Consider the following 18,271-nt stretch of genomic DNA (forward strand, 5'->3'; position numbering starts at 1 on the left):
TTAACCTCTAGCACTCTCAGCTTAGGCCTGCTGGTTAAATAACTGCATTGTGCGACTGAAGCGTGCTAATCCCTCTTTAATGTCGGCTTCGGGAATATTCAGTGAGGGTGTTATACGAATGACATTTAAGCCTGCAACTAGCACCATCAGTCCTGTTTGTTGCGCCAACTCTAAAAACAGCCGTGCTTTGCCTTGGAATTGATCGCTCAGTTCACAGCCGATTAATAGGCCTTGGCCACGAATATCCTTAAATATCGCTGTTGTCTGATTAAATTGCGCAATCTGTTGGGTGATCTGATGATGTTTATGGAACACACCATCGAGAACTTCAGGCGTATCAACGATCTGTAGCAGCTTGAGTGCCACAGCGCAGCCTAGCGGGTTGCCCCCATAAGTACTGCCGTGGCTACCGACATTAAAGGATTTGGCGACCTTTTCGGTACTCAGCATCGCAGCGATGGGAAAGCCACCACCCAAAGCTTTAGCCGTGGTTAAAATATCGGGTTTAATTTTGCTGTGTTGATAGGCGTATAACTTACCGGTACGACCAACGCCGGTTTGTATCTCATCAAAAATGAGCAAGGCATTGTGTTCAGAGCATAGGCTGTTGGCAGCCTGCAAATACTCAACTGTGGCGGGTGTAATCCCACCTTCGCCCTGAATAGGCTCGATGACTACCGCACAGGTTTTATCACTGATCTGCTGTTCTAATGCAGCGATATCATTAAAAGGTACATGAGAAATACCCGCAGGTACTGGTTCAAATCCTTCACGATATTTTGGTTGTCCGCCAACCGACACGGTAAATAGAGTGCGGCCGTGGAAGCTGTTATTGCAACTAATTATTTCGTGTTTATCTGCGCCAAAATGATCGTAAGCGTATTTTCGTGCGAGTTTAAACGCAGCTTCGTTTGCCTCAGCGCCCGAATTAGCAAAGTAGACCTTGTCAGCAAAGGTTTTATCACAGAGCGCTTGGGCTAATTGCAGTGCAGGTTCATTGGTCCAAACATTACTGAGATGCCATAACTGATCCGCTTGTTGATGAAGTGCAGCAGTCAGTTCTGGGTGGCAGTGGCCTAAAGCATTAACAGCAATACCGCCAGCGAAGTCGATGAACTCATTACCCTGCTGATCCCATACTCGGGATCCAAGCCCTTTTACAGGAATCATCTGTTGTGGTGCGTAGTTAGGCACCATGATTTGATCGAACGTTTCCCTATCAACATTGGAGGACATAGCCAGTCTCCTCTACTGCATAGATAAGTCTAAGTTTAGACCTTAACGGCAAAAAAGCTTTTTAGCGGCAATAGCTTAACGGAGGTGGTATTAAGTAGGAGCTGTCTTAATGGCTGTTTTTAGCGTCTTTGAGATCACTCTTAACAAGCGTGTTATTAGTGCCATTAAAGTACTGAGATTCGCGGTACTTTTCATTAAAGTCAGCGAAATTTAGTGGATGGCTGACTAGGAATCCCTGCATGGTATTACAGTTTTGTTGCTGCAAGAAATCCATCTGCGAGTGGTTCTCGACGCCTTCAGCAACCACATTTAAGCCCAGTTGTTTTGTCATGGCGATAATAGTGGACGTTATCGTCATATTGTCTTTGTCTTCGGGCACTTGATGTAAAAAGGAGCGATCTATCTTTAATAAATCGACAGGCATTTTCGTTAAATAGCTTAGAGATGAATAACCGGTGCCAAAGTCATCTATAGCGAGGCTGATTCCCATGCTTTTGATACGTTTTAGGGTATTGATAGCCGTCGGCATATCGCGCATAAGCATGCTTTCTGTTATCTCTAGTTCTAGCCACTCTGGAGCGAGTGAGGCTTTGGCTAAAGCTTCAGAAATTTGAGTAATCAAAGAAGGATCGTCAAATTGACGTACAGATAAATTTACGCAGACTTTGATCGGAGGTAAGCCTTGATCCTGTATTGATTTAGCCGCACGGCAAGCTTCTTCAAGTACCCAACGGCCAATTGGAATGATTAAACCGGTTTCTTCAGCATGCGGAATAAACTTATCAGGCGGTACATTGCCATTGACAGGGTGCTGCCAGCGAAGCAAGGCTTCAACTGCCGTGATACGACCATCTAAGGCGCATATCTGAGGTTGATAAGCCAAAGATAACTGCTGGCCAGTTAAGGCGTTTCGTAGATCATGCTCGATAGTGAGTATGCGTTGTGCATCTTCATTCATCTGGTCAGCAAAAAAAGCATAAGTGTTCCTGCCCTGCCTTTTGGCATGATACATGGCTAAATCTGCGTTTCTTAGCAGGTCACTGGCATCAACACTATCATGACCAATTAATGTAATTCCGATACTGACAGTTACACTCAACTCGTGAGGGCCAATCTGCATGGGTTGGGACAGTAGCGACAGCACATCACTAACGCGGTTAATTATCTCTTCACGGTCTTCGCAGTCTTGGAAAATTACTGTGAATTCATCACCGCCAAGGCGGAAAACGGATGTTTGGTGACGAGTGCAGAATTTTAAACGGCTGGCTATGGTGGTCAGAAGCGCATCACCGGCTTCGTGCCCCATAGTGTCGTTAATCTGCTTAAAATGATCTAAATCGAGTAGCAGTAGCGCATGAAGTTTGTCACTGACTGGGTTTTGTAGATATGTATCTAGAGTGCGACGGAAGTTTCGACGATTACCCAGCTCTGTTAGCGGGTCAAAGTAAGCCATTTTCTCTAGCTGAGCGTCGTGCTCTTTTATTTGTGATATGTCTTCACTGACAGACACAAAATTAATGATATTCCCAAGTTCATCATGAATAGGTGAAATATTTTGTAAGGACCAGTATGTCGAACCATTTTTTCGTTTATTGAGTAAGGTTCCACGCCACTGCTGATGGTTAAGGACAGTACTCCATAACTGCTTGTAAATATCATTTGTGGTTTTTTCGGAGCGCAGAAAGTTTGGTCGCTTACCGAGAATTTCATGACCACCCCAGCCTGTGATTTCGCTAAAACGGCTATTCGAGTATTCGATTTCACCTTGGGCGTTGGTGATCACAACTGCACTGCCGGTATTCTCTACAGCATTCCGGAAAACCTTAAGTTCTCTTGCTTGGCGTGCGCTCTGACTTGAGTTACGCAGGGTTATAAATACTTTCCGACCATCTGCTTTCGTAACGATAGTGAACTCGACACGTAACTGAATACTTTCCCCTTGTGAGGAGAGCACAATATGGGTGTCGTAAGAATCTCTATTCTTCGCAAGTAACCCCATGACGTGAGGGCGAATAGCGAGTTTGAAATCTTCTGGAAGAGTGGTGTTCTTAGATTCGCCTACTCTGCCCCAAATTAAGGTCGTAGCGTAGGGATTGCAGTGCAAACAGTTAAACAAATCATCCAGCACAAGCACACCAATCGAGGATTGCTTAAACCAATCCATTGGAATAGTGCTGTGATTTGTTGGCTGTGAATCTGTCTGCTGCATGTATCTTGTTTGAATTTGTTAATTCGACTTATGCATTTTGCGCCAAAAGTTGTTGGAATGATTTAGATGTTTAATAAAGTTGTAACTGGTTTGATGTGGGTCAATTTTAAGTGGTGAGCAAAATGAATTTTTTATGAAGCTTTTAGCCTAAGGTATAAAAATATCTAATATTACATCGAGTTATCACTCATTTGTGGGTATTTTAAATCTTTCTGCTTGTTTCCGTTTTCAGGGTAAAGCTTAGGTTATGCTTTACCCTGAATAGAAAATCTAAGTTTTTTGTGCAAGGGCATTCCATCCTTTTTGTGCGGATGGGCGTTGATTAAATCTCTCGATATACGCTTTGATTTGTTTGAATTTTGTTATTTCTGTTTCATCCCCAGCACGATAAGAGCGTTCTATTGTATCTAGCCAAGGCACGATGGCGATATCTGCAATAGAGAAGTCGCCTGCAATCCAATCCTGACCTTCTAGCTGGTTTTCGATCACATTAAGTAAGCGTTTCGCTTCGTTGATATAGCGCTGTTTCGGGCGAGGGTCTTCAATCTCACTACCGGCAAAGGCGTGAAAGTAACCCAATTGCCCAAACATGGGGCCGACGCCACCTACTTGAAACATCAGCCATTGCAATACTTTGGCTTTTTCTGCGGCGTTATTACCCATGAGCTTGCCGGTCTTTTCGGCCAAGTAAACCAGAATGGCACCGCTTTCGAAGATACCAATAGGTGTGCCTTCGGGGCCGTGCGGGTCGATTATTGCTGGGATTTTATTGTTCGGGTTGAGAGATAAATATTCCTCACTTTTGACATCGCTGGCTGCCAGCGTCACACGATGGGCTTCATAAGGAATTTTTAGCTCTTCAAGCGCAATGGGTATCTTGACGCCATTCGGAGTGCCTAACGAATAGAGTTGTAGAATATCAGGGTGCTTTGCTGGCCAGCGTTTATAGATTGGGTACTGATCAACGCTTGGGTAGTCTTTAGGATTGCTCATTTATGCGCTCACTAAGTCTTTCTGGTCTAAGAGGGGATAGTCGTTATAGCCTTCAGGGCCAGGTGTATAAAATGTATCGGGGTTCGGCTCATTTAGCTCGCTATCAGTTTGGAAACGAGCGACCAGATCAGGATTGGCGATAAACGGTACCCCAAAAGCAACAGCGTCTAGCTGTTTATCTAATACCGCTGAATCCGCTTCTTCATAGCTGTAGCCCATATTGCCAATGAGGTTACCTTGATAATGTTCTCGGGCAATTGTATTAACATCGCCTTGTTGCTCTCCCATAAAGTCACTGCGCATAAGGTGCCAATAAGCGAGCTGGTAATGACTTAGCTTTTCAGCGAGCCAGAAGGTTGTACCAACGGGATCGCTGTCTTTCATGCTGTTAAAGCCGTTTAAAGGTGAAGTGCGGATACCCACTTTGTCGTTACCCCATACCTCACAAATCGCATCTAAAACTTCGAAGATCAGTCGAGATCGGTTTTCTAAGCTGCCGCCGTATTGATCTTCCCGCTGGTTTGTTCCATCACGTAAGAATGTGTCGAGTAGATAGCCGTTGGCTGCATGAAGCTCTACGCCATCGAATCCAGCTTCTTTGGCGTTGATTGCTGCCTGTTTGAAGCCTGCGATAATTTCAGGGATCTCATCTAACGGAAGCTCGCGGGGCGTTGTATAGGGTTTTAGACCATTAGGCGTATGCACTTCATCTTCGATCGCGATAGGGCTTGGAGCGACAGGCTGAATGCCGTTATTTAGATCCGGGTGACAGGCACGTCCGCCATGCCATAGTTGCACAACAATCTTACCGCCTTTTTGGTGTACTGCTTTGGTGACTTCTTTCCAGCCCGCTACTTGTGCTTCTGAGTAAATACCGGGTTCATTGATAAAGGCGCTGCAGTTTTTCATCACCATGGTGGCTTCGGTAATAATTAAACCCGCAGTAGCACGATCGGCATAGTGCTGAACCATTAATGGGCCAGGAATATGGTGTTTGTCTGCGCGGGCACGAGTGAGAGGTGCCATCAAAATTCGATTGGATAGTTCGATACTGCCCAGTGAAATAGGGCTGAACAAGATAGGTTGTGTAAGCATAATGGGCTCTTTGTTAGTTGATCAAAGTGTTGATGACTTAGGTAAAGAGCTTTAATTTGAACGAAAGTTCAATTTTGAGTAAAGAAATATCGTTTGGAATCGAACAGGCATAAAAAAAGCGGCTTAATAGCCGCTTTTTTGGAATATCTTTTCGCTTATAGCGCGTCAGGACCGCTTTCGCCTGTACGGATACGGATTACCTGCTCTAGAGGAGAGATAAAGATCTTACCGTCACCGATTTTTCCTGTATTCGCAGTCTTGCTGATCGCTTCAATCACTTGATCAACCATATCGGTGTCTACAGCAATTTCAATTTTCACTTTTGGAAGGAAATCAACCACATACTCTGCACCGCGGTACAATTCAGTGTGGCCTTTCTGACGACCGAAACCTTTTACTTCAGTAACGGTAACACCTTGGATACCAATTTCAGAAAGCGCTTCACGGACATCGTCCAGTTTAAACGGTTTAATCACCGCAGTGACCAGTTTCATAATGCTATTCCTCAGTTGGGCTTGCTCACTCTATGGCCTAACGACCAAGTAGCAAATGTAACTATAGTGAATTATGCGCCTTAGTATACCTAGATAATTGCAAGATGGTATATGGACAGCTTATTGGATCATACTCTTACAGAATACTAGTGACGCAAAAAGGGCGCTAAGCGCCCTTTTAGTGTTTTAGATCAATCTTACTTGCCAGATGTAAACTCTGGGTAAGCTTCCATACCACACTCAGAGATATCCACGCCTTCGTACTCTTCTTCTTCCGATACGCGTACACCCATGATTGCTTTAAGCGCTAACCAAACTACTAAGCTTGTACCGAATACCCAAGCGAAGATAGTTACTGCACCGATGATCTGACCAGAGAAAGATGAATCTCCATTTGTTACTGGTACTAGTAGCAGACCTAGAAGACCTACAACACCGTGAACAGAGATCGCACCTACTGGATCATCAATTTTTAGTTTATCTAGCGTTAGGATGCTGAATACAACCAGCGTACCACCTAGTGCACCGAATAGAGTCGCTTGTAGTGCAGTTGGAGTAGATGGCTCTGCAGTGATAGCAACTAGACCTGCTAGTGCACCGTTAAGCGCCATTGTTAGGTCAGCTTTACCGAATAGTAGACGAGCTACGATCAGTGCAGCGATCACACCACCTGCCGCAGCAGCGTTAGTGTTCATGAATACAACAGCAACTGCGTTAGAGTTTTCTACATCAGAAGATGCTAGTACAGAACCACCGTTGAAGCCGAACCAACCCATCCATAGGATGAATGTACCTAGCGTAGCTAGTGGTAGGTTCGCACCTGGGATAGCATTTACAGCACCGTTTTTAGCGTATTTACCTTTACGAGCGCCTAGTACTAGAACACCAGCTAGGGCAGCAGCAGCACCCGCCATGTGTACGATACCGGAACCTGCAAAGTCAGAGAAACCAAGGTCGCCTAGGTTGTAGAAACCGAATACATCGTTACCACCCCAAGTCCAAGAACCTTCCATTGGGTAGATGATACCGGTCATTACTACAGCGAATGCTAGGAAAGCCCATAGCTTCATACGCTCAGCAACAGCACCGGATACGATAGACATTGCTGTTGCAACGAATACTACCTGGAAGAAGAAGTCTGCAGATGGTGCGTAAGTTGCTGGCTCTTCAGCACCGGTGAAACCGTCACCAGTGATGCCAGAAAGCATGTAGTCACCGCCGTACATGATTGCGTAACCGCAAACCAAGTACATAGTACAAGAGATCGCGTATAGTGCGATGTTCTTGGTTAGGATTTCAGTTGTGTTTTTCGCACGAACTAAACCCGCTTCCAGCATGGCAAAGCCTGCTGCCATCCACATTACTAAAGCACCGCACACTAGGAAGTAGAAAGTATCTAGTGCGTATTTAAGCTGGGTAACATCACCCGCTGTTGAATTCAGTAGTTCTTCCATTGGTTTATTCCTCCAGAAGCAATCAATAAGTCAAAAAATTAAAGGGCTTCCGTACCGGTTTCACCGGTACGAATACGCACAACTTGTTCTACTGGCGTTACAAAAATCTTGCCGTCGCCAATTTTTCCGGTTTGAGCTGCGGTACTAATCGCTTCTACAACCTGATCTACAATCTCTTCAGAAACTGCGGCGTCTACGCGTACTTTTGGTAGAAAGTCGACTACATATTCCGCACCGCGGTATAGCTCTGTATGACCTTTCTGACGACCGAAACCTTTAACTTCAGTTACGGTAATACCCTGTACGCCAATTTCAGAAAGTGCTTCTCGTACATCATCCAATTTGAATGGCTTGATGACAGCGGAGACCATTTTCATATTGTTATCCCCCGTGGGTTTAATTCTGTGCTGAGGCGGTAATCGCTAAGCAAATATTTAATTTGTGTTTGCATAGGTGATAGCGAAGGTTGTGCCATGTTTTAATTTTTCTTTAATATCAATTGGTTATGTTGTTGTCGGGGTTTTTTACGGGGTGGTGTGCTGTTTTATAGGGCAAGTTGTTGTGCGCCATTATGGGCTTTTGCACTGATATGGTGCGCGGTTGAATGGTGCAGGTTTGTTGTTATAGTGACAGGCAATATTTATTTGTTAGGGGTAAGTGGGATGATTAATCCACAACTAATAGAAGGCCTGAGTGAACAGTTTTCGCAATTACTGTCCGGTGAAAATAAGCTTCCGGGGCAAGATGAGTTACAGCAGCAGGTGAAAGCGCTATTGCAGGGTACGTTTGATCGTCTGGATATCGTCAGTCGTGAAGAGTTTGATGCCCAGAAAGCCGTATTGCTGCGCACTAGGGAAAAAGTAGAAACTTTAGAGAAGCAAGTTCAGGCATTAGAAGAAGCATTACAGGATAAGTAACCATCCTCTTAATATCGCTAGCTACGTAGGTTAAATATGGATCAGTTTGAACAGCAGTTATTCCTTCGTTCGCCTCAAGCAGTCCTCGTGACGGATCAAGCAAACAATATAGTGCAGGCTAACCCCGCATTTACCGAAATTACCGGTTATAGCTTAGATGAAGTGAAGGGCGAAAATCCGCGCTTTCTTGGGGCACGGGAATTAAATGATCCATTTTATGAGGATTTGTGGCTTACCGTGAGCAGCGATGGCTGCTGGCAAGGGGAGCTATGGAATAGGCATAAGGATGGCACGGTTTATCCTGCGTGGTTCAATATCATGCGTTTGGAGAACGATCAGGGCTTAGTCACTGGTTATATGGCGCAGTTCTTCAATATTAGCCACCTTAAGAAAGAGATGAATGCCATCGTGCAATCAGCTCAGTTTGATGAACTGACTCATCTGCCTAACTGGGATATGTTCCAAGATATCTTGGCGAAACGCTTAGAGCAAAGTAAAGCGCAAGGTGAACAATTGGCTGTGATGCTGGTAGATCTGGACCGATTTAAATGGATCAACGATAACCTAGGTCGTAGTGTTGGTGATAACTTGCTCCAAGAGGTGGCACGCCGCTTAGGAGGGGTGGTACGTGGTGACGATGCTTTGGCGCGTTTAAGTAGTGATGAGTTTGTCATGATGATTCCACTGGCTGATGGTGTTGAATCGGCACTTAAAGTCGCGCAGCGTGTGGTTGATCAGTTGGCTCATGGTATTTTTGTTGAGCATCGCGAGATCTTTATTAGCGGTAGTGTGGGTATCTCTGTCTACCCGGAGCACGCTGAACGCCCGAAAGATTTGGTGAAAAAAGCGGATGTTGCGATGTACGCAGCGAAGCAAGGTGGGCGTAATACATTTCGAGTTTACAGCGAGTTGATGGAGCGCAGTAAAGGGCCTCAAATTTTACGAGAAGAAGATCTGACCCAAGCGATCGTTAGCGGCGCTATTCAGATGACTTATTTGCCGGTGTATAGCATCTATAGCCACCAAGTGGTCGCAGTTCATGCGCGTCCAAGCTGGATTCATCCTGAGCTGGGGCAGATTCCGTTAGCTGATTTCTCTGGTCTACTACAGAGCCCCGAATCCTTGCAGCGTTATGAACAGTGGCTCGACCAAGAGCTGCGTGGTTTAGATGTAGTGTGGGAGCGTTTTCCTAAGCTGCGTTTTGTCTCTTTCCGTATCGAAAGTCAGCAATTGCAAAGCAAGGAAGCGGTACAGCGCTGGGTATCTCAGCTGAGTCATTATCAGCAGCAGGGCCGTTATATGGTCGATGTTGATATCAAAACGGCACTTGAGTATGAGGGGGAGTTGTTTGACTTGTTAACTAGCGAGGCGCAACTGTCCGTTAGTGGCTTTGCTTGTGAAAGCCCTGTTTTGGAACAGCTGCAAGAGATCCAACCTGACTTAATTAAACTGGATGCCGATCTGATTATGTCGATGGGCAATGATGAAGGTCGCCAAAAGATCGTTGATACCGTTTTAGATATGGCAGGTCAGTTGGAAATAGAAGTGCTAGCTGATGGTGTTGCTACTGCGGGTACCCGCGGTCAATTGATGGGGCAAGGGTGTATGCTGATGCAAGGGCGTTACTTTGGTACGCCGTTGTCTCTAGAGCAGATATTGGATCATTTAGCCGTAGAACATTAAATAATTAATGAGCTGCAGGGCGTGGAGAATGCTCAGTAGCTATGCAAAACAGTACGCCAGAGCGATGTAATTGTTTCTGGTGTCTTAATTAACTCTTCCAAGGATGGAAGCTTATGTCTTTAGCGATAGCGTATACGCGCGCGCAGGTCGGAATTGATGCGCCTGCGGTTACTGTCGAGGTTCACCTGTCTGGTGGCCTTCCGAGTTTTTCAATAGTTGGGTTGCCTGAGGCTGCGGTAAAAGAGAGCCGCGAACGGGTACGTAGTGCTCTGATTAATTCAGGTTTTGAATTCCCCCAACGTCGTATCACGGTCAATTTAGCCCCAGCGGATCTGCCAAAAGAGGGTGGGCGTTATGATTTAGCCATTGCGGTAGGCATCTTGGCTGCTACTAATCAGCTACCAGCCAAATCATTAGCTGATGTTGAGGTGATTGGTGAATTGGCTTTGTCGGGTGAGTTGAGGCCCGTGACTGGGGTTTTACCGGTTGCGCTCGCGTGCCGCTCCGAGCAGCGTCATCTGTTGCTACCTGAAATGAACCAAAATGAAGCGTTAATGGCCTCGGGTTTATCGGTATTACCCGCAGGTCATCTACTGCAAGTCTGTGCTCATCTACAAGGTTCTGAGTTGATTCCTGTAGCGCAGGCACCAGTTCAGCCTTTTTCCACCGATGCTTCTGGGCCTGATCTGGGCGATGTTAAAGGGCAGGCTCAAGCAAAACGCGCTTTAGAGGTTGCAGCAGCCGGTGGTCATAATATCTTGCTGGTGGGGCCGCCAGGCAGTGGTAAGAGCATGTTGGCTAACCGTTTGCCGGGTTTGTTACCGCAGATGACCGAACAGGAAGCGCTGGAGGTGGCAGCTGTTTACTCTATTACTCAAAGCAGTAGTGAAACACGCTTACCCAGAAAGCGTCCTTTCCGCGCGCCACATCACACGGCTTCGTCTGTAGCGCTGGTTGGTGGTGGCGGCAACCCGAAACCAGGTGAAATCTCATTAGCGCATCAAGGTATTCTTTTTTTGGATGAATTGCCTGAATTTAGCCGCAAAGTGTTGGAGGTGCTGCGAGAGCCGTTGGAATCAGGTGAGATTCTAATCTCACGGGCTGCACGGCAATCGACGTTCCCAGCTCAATTTCAGTTAGTAACAGCTATGAACCCATGCCCTTGTGGCTATTATGCTGATGGTACAGATCGTTGTCGCTGTAGTCCTGATCAGATAAGGCGTTATCAAGGCAAGGTATCTGGACCGTTGTTAGATCGTATTGACCTGCAGTTGAGCGTTCAGGCGCTGTCACAGCAGGAGATGATTGAAATCCCTCAAGCTCAAGAGTCGAGTGAGTCTGTGCGTGCAAGGGTAGTGAGGTCTCGCCAAGTTCAACTCAGCCGCCAAGGTTTACCTAATCAAGCCTTGACTGGGCCGCAGTTAGAAACGCTCTGCCAGATAGAACAAAAGGACAAAGAGATGCTCGCTAAAGCATTAGAGAAGTTGCAGTTGTCGGCGAGGGCGTATCATCGTGTCTTAAGGGTGGCGAGAACTATTGCGGATTTAGCTGGCTCTGAGAAGGTCGAGCGTTCACATCTAATGGAAGCGTTAAGTTATAGGATCGCGGCTAGAAGTAGCTTGAATTGAGCGGTTGAATTACTGGCGTTGCAACAACATCTGTTTAAAGTCGCTAAAACTAATCGGTGGACTGTAATAATAGCCTTGTATCTCATCGCAATCGTACTGGATGAGGAAGTCTAGCTGCTCGCGGGTTTCTACCCCTTCAGCAATGACTTTGATGTTCATGTTTTGTGCAAGGCTGATGATCGAGCGGACAATCTCCGCGGCTTCACTGGAATCCTGAACTTGACTGACAAAGGAACGGTCAATTTTAAGTGCGCTAATAGGCAGTTTGTGCAGCAAAGAGAACGATGAATAGCCGGTGCCAAAATCATCTAAGGAGAATGTGATTCCCTCTTCAGATAGTGTATTCAGGCAAGCGCGTACATGTTCTTCATCGCTAAAGATTGCAGACTCAGTGAGTTCGAATTCCAGTACGGACGTATCGATCTGTTCCTGCTCGATAATGCGCTTAATCATATCGACCAGCATGTCGTCTTTAAACTGGCGGAAGGATAGGTTGATACCGAGTTTTTCGATGGTTAACCCAGAACTTTTGAGTTCTTGAAGGTGCTGACCTGCTTGGTAAAGAATCCAGTAACCAATCGCGACTATCATGCCGTTGCTTTCACACTGAGGAATGAAGTCAGCGGGCATGATTAAGCCGCGTTTAGGGTGCTGCCAGCGTATCAGTGCTTCGGCGCCCGATATTTTTCCAGAGCGTAGATCAATTCTAGGCTGGAAAAATAGCTCAAACTGCTTAGAGCGAAGTGCTGGCATCAGCTCAGCTTCGAGATCATCTGTATTCTTGGTCGCAACGTCCATGCTCGGGCGATAGCAAGCATAGCTACAGCCATGAATCTGTTTAGCATTAAGACGGGCTAGGCTGGCGCGCTGGTTCAGTAAGTCGACATCGTCCGCTTGTTCTGGCGCCAGTGCTACACCGATACTGCAATTGAGTTGGGTCTCAATTTGATCATGTTTATACGGTTGTTGCAGAGATATGATCAGCTTGTTCAGGTATTCGCGAACGGTTGCTTGTAGATCGATCTCGATAGATATATCGATAATAATGGCAAACTCATCACTGCCTAAGCGGGCAAAGAGTTCTTCATTTCTGAGGCTGCTCTGTATCCGCTCACCCATCTCGGCAACAACCTGATCTCCGGTTGTAAATCCATAGTGGGTGTTAAACTTACGGAAGTCATCGAGATCGATGGTAATCAGTGCGAGGTGATGCTGTTTTTCGGCTAGGTGATTCAGTTTTCGTAGTAGCGATAGGTAAAAAAACTGACGGTTGCCTGCTGTCGTTAAGGTATCTGAGTGGCGTAGTTGTTGGATCTCTGCATTCTGCTTAGCGGATTGTTCTGCATGGCGCAGGGTTCGAAGCAATAGATCGGCATTAAGTGTATTGGTCGATAGGAAATCAGTTGCTTTAGCTTCAATCAGGGCTAGGCCTTGTTCCTCGTTGATGTATTGGTTTAGGACAATAATCGGGATGTGCGGAACCGAGCTGTAGATGTCGGCAATGATTGTGCTGCAAGGAAGAGGGCTGACGTTTTCGCTGAGAAGGATAAAATCGATATCGGAAAGGTGTGCGCGTGCTAAGGCTTCGACCTGGTCTTCGCAAAACTCCAACTGATACAATGGAAATCGCTCCAGTATCGATTGGATTTGCATACGGTTTTGCTGGTACTTATCGACCAGTAAAACCTTTTTATGTTGACCGGGTAACTGTCTCAGCGCTGAGCGCATCACTTACTTCCCCAACTTAGATCTACTACACGACACAAATCTTGCTACTGGGTATCTCCCTAAAAAGCGATTCGTGTCATAATTACCTATCAGCTTAATGGCAGATTAACATTCTGGAATACAGATTAAAACAACTGTTTTAATTCATATATTTCAATAGCTTAACTGTGTTTTTTGACCGGATTTCACGGTGTCATAAAAGCACTATATCGGCTTGTTTGAGCAGAGCTTTAGTTTTTTTGAAGGTTTTTTAAAGAATGTCACGATTAAATCCACGTCAGAAAGAAGCAGTGGAATACATAGGCGGCCCATTATTGGTGCTCGCAGGTGCTGGATCGGGTAAAACCAGTGTTATTACCCGGAAGATTGCTTACCTGATTAATCAGTGCGGTATTGCTGCGCGTAATATTGCGGCGGTGACATTTACCAACAAAGCTTCACGAGAGATGAAAGAGCGTGTGATGTCTCTGCTTCAAGGCGGGGATGCCAAAGGTCTGACGGTAGCGACCTTTCATAACCTTGGTTTGACCATCATTAAACGTGAATATAAAGCTTTGGGGTTTAAGCCAGGCTTCTCTATTTTTGATGATCAGGATACTAAAGCACTGCTGAAAGACCTGATGTTGCAAAACAATGAAGAGAGCGACCAAGTGGATATGGTGCAAAACTGCATCTCCAATTGGAAGAACGAAATGCTCACCCCCGATGAAGCACTCGCTCAAGCTCAACTACCACAAGATATTTTGGCCGCGCGTGCTTATGAAAGTTACGAACAGCACCTGCGCGCCTATAACGCCGTAGATTTTGATGACCTTATCCTGATACCAGTACGCTTGTTTGCTTCTCAGCCTGAAGTGTTGGAGCGTTGGCAGAATCGTCTTCGCTACCTGCTGGTGGATGAGTATCAGGACACTAACTTGTCTCAGTATCGCTTGGTAAGGCAGTTGGTGGGTCATAGAGGCGCATTAACAGTGGTAGGGGACGATGACCAATCGATCTATGCTTGGCGTGGTGCGCGCCCAGAAAACCTCAACCAGTTAGAACACGATTATCCAAGCCTGAAAGTGGTTAAATTGGAGCAGAACTATCGCTCCACCAGTTTGATCCTAAAAGCTGCCAACACGTTGATCGCCAACAACCCTCACGTCTACGAGAAGACCTTGTGGAGTGAGATGGGGATGGGTGATCCAATCAAAGTTATCCACACCCGTAACGAAGATGCTGAGTGTGATCGTATTGCGATGGAAATCACTCATCTCCATTTAAGTAAGAATGTGCAGTTTAAAGATATGGCGATTTTGTATCGTGGTAACTTTCAGGCGCGTTTATTGGAGATGAAGCTTCAGCACTACCAAGTTCCATACAAGTTGAACGGCGGTACCTCTTTCTTCTCCCGTGCTGAAATCAAAGACTTGATGAGTTATCTCAAGGTCTTGGTCAATCCTGATGATGATAACGCCTTTCTGAGAATTATTAATCTGCCGCGTAGAGAGATAGGCCCGAGCACACTACAGAAGCTGGGGCAGTACTCTTTAGAGCGTCAGATCAGCATGTTCAGTGCTTGCGATGAATTAGGTTTAGAACAGGTGATGCCGGCGAATGCTGTTGAGCGTTTACGCCGCTTCTGTACTTGGATGCAGCATATCTATCGCCAATGTCACAGCGGCGATCCGATTGCGGCTATCCACGAGATGATCCGCGATATCGACTACGAAGGCTGGATTGCGCAAAACAGTTCCAGCGACGCGATGGCCGAGAAACGGATGCAGAATGTCTGGTTTCTGATCGAATCCTTAAAGTCGACATTGGAGCGCTTGCAAGAAGAAGATCCTGATGCCGGTATCCAAGAAGCGATCAATCGCCTGATGCTCATCGACATGTTGGATCGACAGGAGGAAGAGGACGACTCAAACCGTGTGCAGCTTATGACACTACATGCCTCAAAAGGATTGGAATTCCCTCATGTCTACCTAATGGGCATGGAAGAGGAATTACTACCGCATCGAAACAGCATCGAAACCGATAACGTTGAAGAAGAGCGTCGTCTTGCCTATGTAGGGATCACTCGTGCCAAGCAATGCCTAACTATCACGCTTGCTAAACAGCGTAAGCAATATGGCGAAGTGATGGACTGTATGCCGAGTCGTTTCTTGGATGAACTGCCACCCGAAGATCTTGAAATAGAAGGGGCAGGCGAGAAGTGCCAAGTACAGAACCAAAAACGTGGGCAAGCAACATTGAATAGTCTTAAGAATCTATTCGATTAATAAACTGCAGACACAAAAAAGGCCGCAATCGCGGCCTTCTTTATGCTCAGAACTAAGTGATTACTTAGCGCTGTCTAGCATGTGCTGAATCGCACCTTGGATCTCTTCATCAGAACAGTCAGCGCATAGACCACGTGGTGGCATTGCGTTGATACCGTTGATAGCGTTCGCTAGAAGAGTTTCCATGCCTTTGCCTGCACGGTCAGCCCAGTCAGAAGAACCGTACATTGGGGCACCAGCAGCGCCAGTTGCGTGGCAACCTGCACATTTAGCTGTGTATACTTCTTCAGCAGAACGAGCTGCACCACCCGCAGGTGCTGCTGCAGGCGCGCCACCACAAGTGTCATCGCCTTCGATACAAACAGAACCAACTGCCTTGATTCGTTCAATTACTGCTTCATCGTTAGAAGTAGCTTGTACAGATGCGCTAAGAGCAACACCTAGACCTAAAGCAACTAAAGCTGAAGTGATTTTTTTCACAGTCACGACCTCTCAATCAACCATAAATTGTTATATGGGCAGCGTGGCCTGTCAGGATGCCCGGCCTCAAGAGGTGCTCAGGGGCGGATATTCAGACACGACTGCTCAAAGTTTCACCGGCTGCGGATTATAGCGATAAATAATCACAACTGAAATGGGGCTTTGGCAGTGGAAGCACTTATCGGCCCGATTTGAGTAAATATTTTGATCATTCTCTATAAAAAGGGCGAAAAACAGGCATCTACAGGAGATAGATCAACTTAAAAACATGCATTTAAGGAAATCTTGTTTATACTAAGGTCTAAACTCTTGGTTAGGAAACCTGAAATGTCCAGCAATGGAATGTCTGAAACTTGCGCTTGCATTCAAGCAGACGCAAAGCCGGAAGAGATGGAAAGCTTCAACCTTCTGAGCGCTATCCCCAATCAACGCATTTACCGTTGCAGTAACTGTAATGCATTCCTTGCTTACACAGAAAAGACCCAAGAGTGGGAAGTTCTACTACAAGGTGATTTAGAAACCGAAATCAAAACCTTGTACCGACCTGAACCATCAGACGTTACTTTCGAATAATACTTGGCGAATCATATAGGCATGGGTAGAATACTGCCCGCAAACCTTCTTGAGTGCGCCTGTAGCTCAGCTGGATAGAGTAGCAGGTTCCGATCCTGTTGGTCGGGGGTTCGAATCCCTCCAGGCGCGCCACTTTTTACAAATATCTCCAGAATTTCAACCTCGTACCGTTTCTAGGTAGATGCTCATTCGCCTGGAGGGTGAGATCCCCCGATGGGTTCGAGCCGAGCGAAGCGAGACAACGGAGCGTAGCGACGGCCCGAAGGGTGAGCGCTAGCGAATAATCCCGTTTTTTTCTATTTCGTCACCCTAATCAACTTCCCATCCCTTTCATCAGTCAAAATATATATAGCCCCTTCTTTATCAACTTCGATATCCCGAATGCGAACATCTAAGTCTTCCAAATAACGGTGCTCTTCGAATTTTTGATTCGTTTTTGAAGTAGCGGAGCCTTTAGTAAGTCGATTAAGATGACTGCCTTTTAACGCGCCGATCAGGAAATCGCCTTGCCACTCTTTGAATAGGTCTGCTTCATAGCGCACCAAACCTGAGGGAGCAATCGAGGGAACGTAATAATATTCCGGCTGCTGCATCCCTTGTTTGTGTGTGCCTTCACCAATTGACGGGCCCCAGTATTCCTTGCCGTAAGTAATGATCGGCCAGCCGTAGTTTTTCCCTTTCTGGACTAGATTGAGTTCGTCACCGCCCCTAGGTCCGTGTTCATGGATCCAGATATTGCTTTGTGCATCGATAAACATTCCTTGTGGATTTCTATGGCCATAACTGTAAATACTTTCTGGGATAGGCTTGCCTGATTTGTTGGTCATGCCTATGAATGGATTGTCTTTTGGGATGCTGCCATCTTTGTTGATGCGATGGATTTTTCCCGCGTGATCAGACAGATCCTGAGAGCGGTGGCGCTGGCCTCTATCACCCACGCTGATATATAGGTTTTCATCTGCTAATGCGAGACGTGAACCATAGTGGTGGACTTTACCGCTGTATGGGAGGGCTGTGAATAATACAGTCCATTTGACTAATTCGAGGTCTGGGCTGAGTTCTGCGGAGGCTACGCGAGTGGTCGATCCTTTCGATCTGTCTTGGTGGCTGAAACTGATATATAGCTTTCGGTTGCTTGCAAAAAGAGGGTCACTGAGTACGTCTAATAGTCCGCCCTGACCATCAGGGTTAATATCCTCAGGCCAGCCGGTCACTTTCTGTTTCTTACCTGTGTTTGTATCGACAATCCAACCACCAACCTCTTTTTCGGTGATCAGCAATTCATGATCACTTATCCATGTCATGCCCCAAGGGTAGTCGATACCTTGAGCTATGATCTTTGTAGTTAAGTTGGTTGCTGCTGAAACGGAGAGTGATAAAGACAGTCCTGCTATAGCTGTAAAAATTACACCAAGAATAGGTTGTTTAGGTAAGTTAAACGTTCTCATCGAAATGGCCTCATTGAATACGCTATTGGCTGGTGATGAATAATTTAAATTCGTACGTCATGCTTT

Annotated in this window: 15 protein-coding genes, 1 tRNA gene and 1 other RNA gene; 7 read left to right on the plus strand and 10 right to left on the minus strand. The window is 46.1% G+C overall.

From position 1 onward, the window contains the following. Positions 1-21: 21 nt before the first annotated feature. From ACMXYV_RS01015 to ACMXYV_RS01045, 7 genes are all read right to left on the minus strand, one after another. Positions 22-1,236 (minus strand): aspartate aminotransferase family protein, encoded by a 1,215-nt coding sequence (locus ACMXYV_RS01015; RefSeq protein WP_415889921.1) that lies wholly within the window; start codon positions 1,234-1,236, stop codon positions 22-24. Positions 1,237-1,342: 106 nt separating this feature from the next. Continuing rightward, entirely contained in the window at positions 1,343-3,445 is a 2,103-nt protein-coding gene (locus ACMXYV_RS01020) for a putative bifunctional diguanylate cyclase/phosphodiesterase (protein ID WP_415889922.1), read from the minus strand. A 270-nt stretch (positions 3,446-3,715) separates the two neighbouring features. After that, on the minus strand, positions 3,716-4,438 hold the full coding sequence (locus tag ACMXYV_RS01025) for a glutathione S-transferase family protein (RefSeq protein ID WP_415889923.1): 723 nt from the start codon (positions 4,436-4,438) through the stop codon (positions 3,716-3,718). Continuing rightward, positions 4,439-5,533, minus strand: coding sequence for an alkene reductase (locus ACMXYV_RS01030; RefSeq protein ID WP_415889924.1), 1,095 nt, complete (start codon positions 5,531-5,533; stop codon positions 4,439-4,441). Positions 5,534-5,688: 155 nt separating this feature from the next. Then, the gene (gene glnK, locus ACMXYV_RS01035) at positions 5,689-6,027 is read right to left on the minus strand and encodes a P-II family nitrogen regulator (RefSeq protein ID WP_415889925.1); all 339 of its coding nucleotides are present in this window, start codon (positions 6,025-6,027) and stop codon (positions 5,689-5,691) included. Between the two features lie 197 nt (positions 6,028-6,224). Beyond that, positions 6,225-7,481, minus strand: coding sequence for an ammonium transporter (locus ACMXYV_RS01040; RefSeq protein ID WP_415889926.1), 1,257 nt, complete (start codon positions 7,479-7,481; stop codon positions 6,225-6,227). A 38-nt stretch (positions 7,482-7,519) separates the two neighbouring features. Then, on the minus strand, positions 7,520-7,858 hold the full coding sequence (locus ACMXYV_RS01045) for a P-II family nitrogen regulator (protein ID WP_415889927.1): 339 nt from the start codon (positions 7,856-7,858) through the stop codon (positions 7,520-7,522). Between the two features lie 285 nt (positions 7,859-8,143). Between ACMXYV_RS01045 and ACMXYV_RS01050 the strand changes: the two genes are divergently transcribed. The 3 genes from ACMXYV_RS01050 to ACMXYV_RS01060 all read left to right on the plus strand — a co-directional run bounded on the left by ACMXYV_RS01050 (position 8,144) and on the right by ACMXYV_RS01060 (position 11,709). After that, positions 8,144-8,398 (plus strand): accessory factor UbiK family protein, encoded by a 255-nt coding sequence (locus tag ACMXYV_RS01050; RefSeq protein WP_415889928.1) that lies wholly within the window; start codon positions 8,144-8,146, stop codon positions 8,396-8,398. A gap of 36 nt (positions 8,399-8,434) precedes the next feature. Next, complete coding sequence (locus ACMXYV_RS01055) at positions 8,435-10,081, plus strand: diguanylate cyclase domain-containing protein (RefSeq protein ID WP_415889929.1); 1,647 nt, start codon at positions 8,435-8,437, stop codon at positions 10,079-10,081. A gap of 113 nt (positions 10,082-10,194) precedes the next feature. Continuing rightward, positions 10,195-11,709, plus strand: a complete 1,515-nt coding sequence (locus ACMXYV_RS01060) for a YifB family Mg chelatase-like AAA ATPase (RefSeq protein ID WP_415889930.1) — start codon at positions 10,195-10,197, stop codon at positions 11,707-11,709. 9 nt (positions 11,710-11,718) lie between these two features. Here the strand turns inward: ACMXYV_RS01060 and ACMXYV_RS01065 are convergent, their stop codons facing one another. Next, positions 11,719-13,437, minus strand: a complete 1,719-nt coding sequence (locus ACMXYV_RS01065) for an EAL domain-containing protein (protein WP_415889931.1) — start codon at positions 13,435-13,437, stop codon at positions 11,719-11,721. 257 nt (positions 13,438-13,694) lie between these two features. On the opposite strand from ACMXYV_RS01065, the gene rep reads away from it, so the two are divergent. After that, positions 13,695-15,704, plus strand: coding sequence for a DNA helicase Rep (rep, locus tag ACMXYV_RS01070; protein WP_415889932.1), 2,010 nt, complete (start codon positions 13,695-13,697; stop codon positions 15,702-15,704). Between the two features lie 60 nt (positions 15,705-15,764). Here the strand turns inward: rep and ACMXYV_RS01075 are convergent, their stop codons facing one another. Continuing rightward, a complete protein-coding gene (locus tag ACMXYV_RS01075) occupies positions 15,765-16,184 on the minus strand; it encodes a c-type cytochrome (RefSeq protein ID WP_415889933.1) in 420 nt (139 codons plus the stop codon). A gap of 327 nt (positions 16,185-16,511) precedes the next feature. On the opposite strand from ACMXYV_RS01075, the gene ACMXYV_RS01080 reads away from it, so the two are divergent. The 3 genes from ACMXYV_RS01080 to ACMXYV_RS01090 all read left to right on the plus strand — a co-directional run bounded on the left by ACMXYV_RS01080 (position 16,512) and on the right by ACMXYV_RS01090 (position 17,059). Then, positions 16,512-16,757 carry a hypothetical protein gene (locus ACMXYV_RS01080; RefSeq protein ID WP_415889934.1) on the plus strand — a complete coding sequence of 82 codons (246 nt, stop codon included), beginning with the start codon at positions 16,512-16,514 and terminating at the stop codon, positions 16,755-16,757. A 55-nt stretch (positions 16,758-16,812) separates the two neighbouring features. Beyond that, a tRNA-Arg gene (locus ACMXYV_RS01085) sits at positions 16,813-16,889 on the plus strand. Between the two features lie 50 nt (positions 16,890-16,939). Continuing rightward, positions 16,940-17,059: non-coding RNA, RtT sRNA (locus ACMXYV_RS01090), on the plus strand. Here the strand turns inward: ACMXYV_RS01090 and ACMXYV_RS01095 are convergent. Then, on the minus strand, positions 17,054-18,205 hold the full coding sequence (locus ACMXYV_RS01095; RefSeq protein WP_415889935.1) for a PQQ-dependent sugar dehydrogenase: 1,152 nt from the start codon (positions 18,203-18,205) through the stop codon (positions 17,054-17,056). The two genes, ACMXYV_RS01090 and ACMXYV_RS01095, sit on opposite strands and share 6 nt — an antisense overlap. Positions 18,206-18,271: the final 66 nt, after the last annotated feature.

Source organism: Neptuniibacter sp. SY11_33, from assembly GCF_047778025.1.
GTDB lineage: Bacteria > Pseudomonadota > Gammaproteobacteria > Pseudomonadales > Balneatricaceae > Neptuniibacter.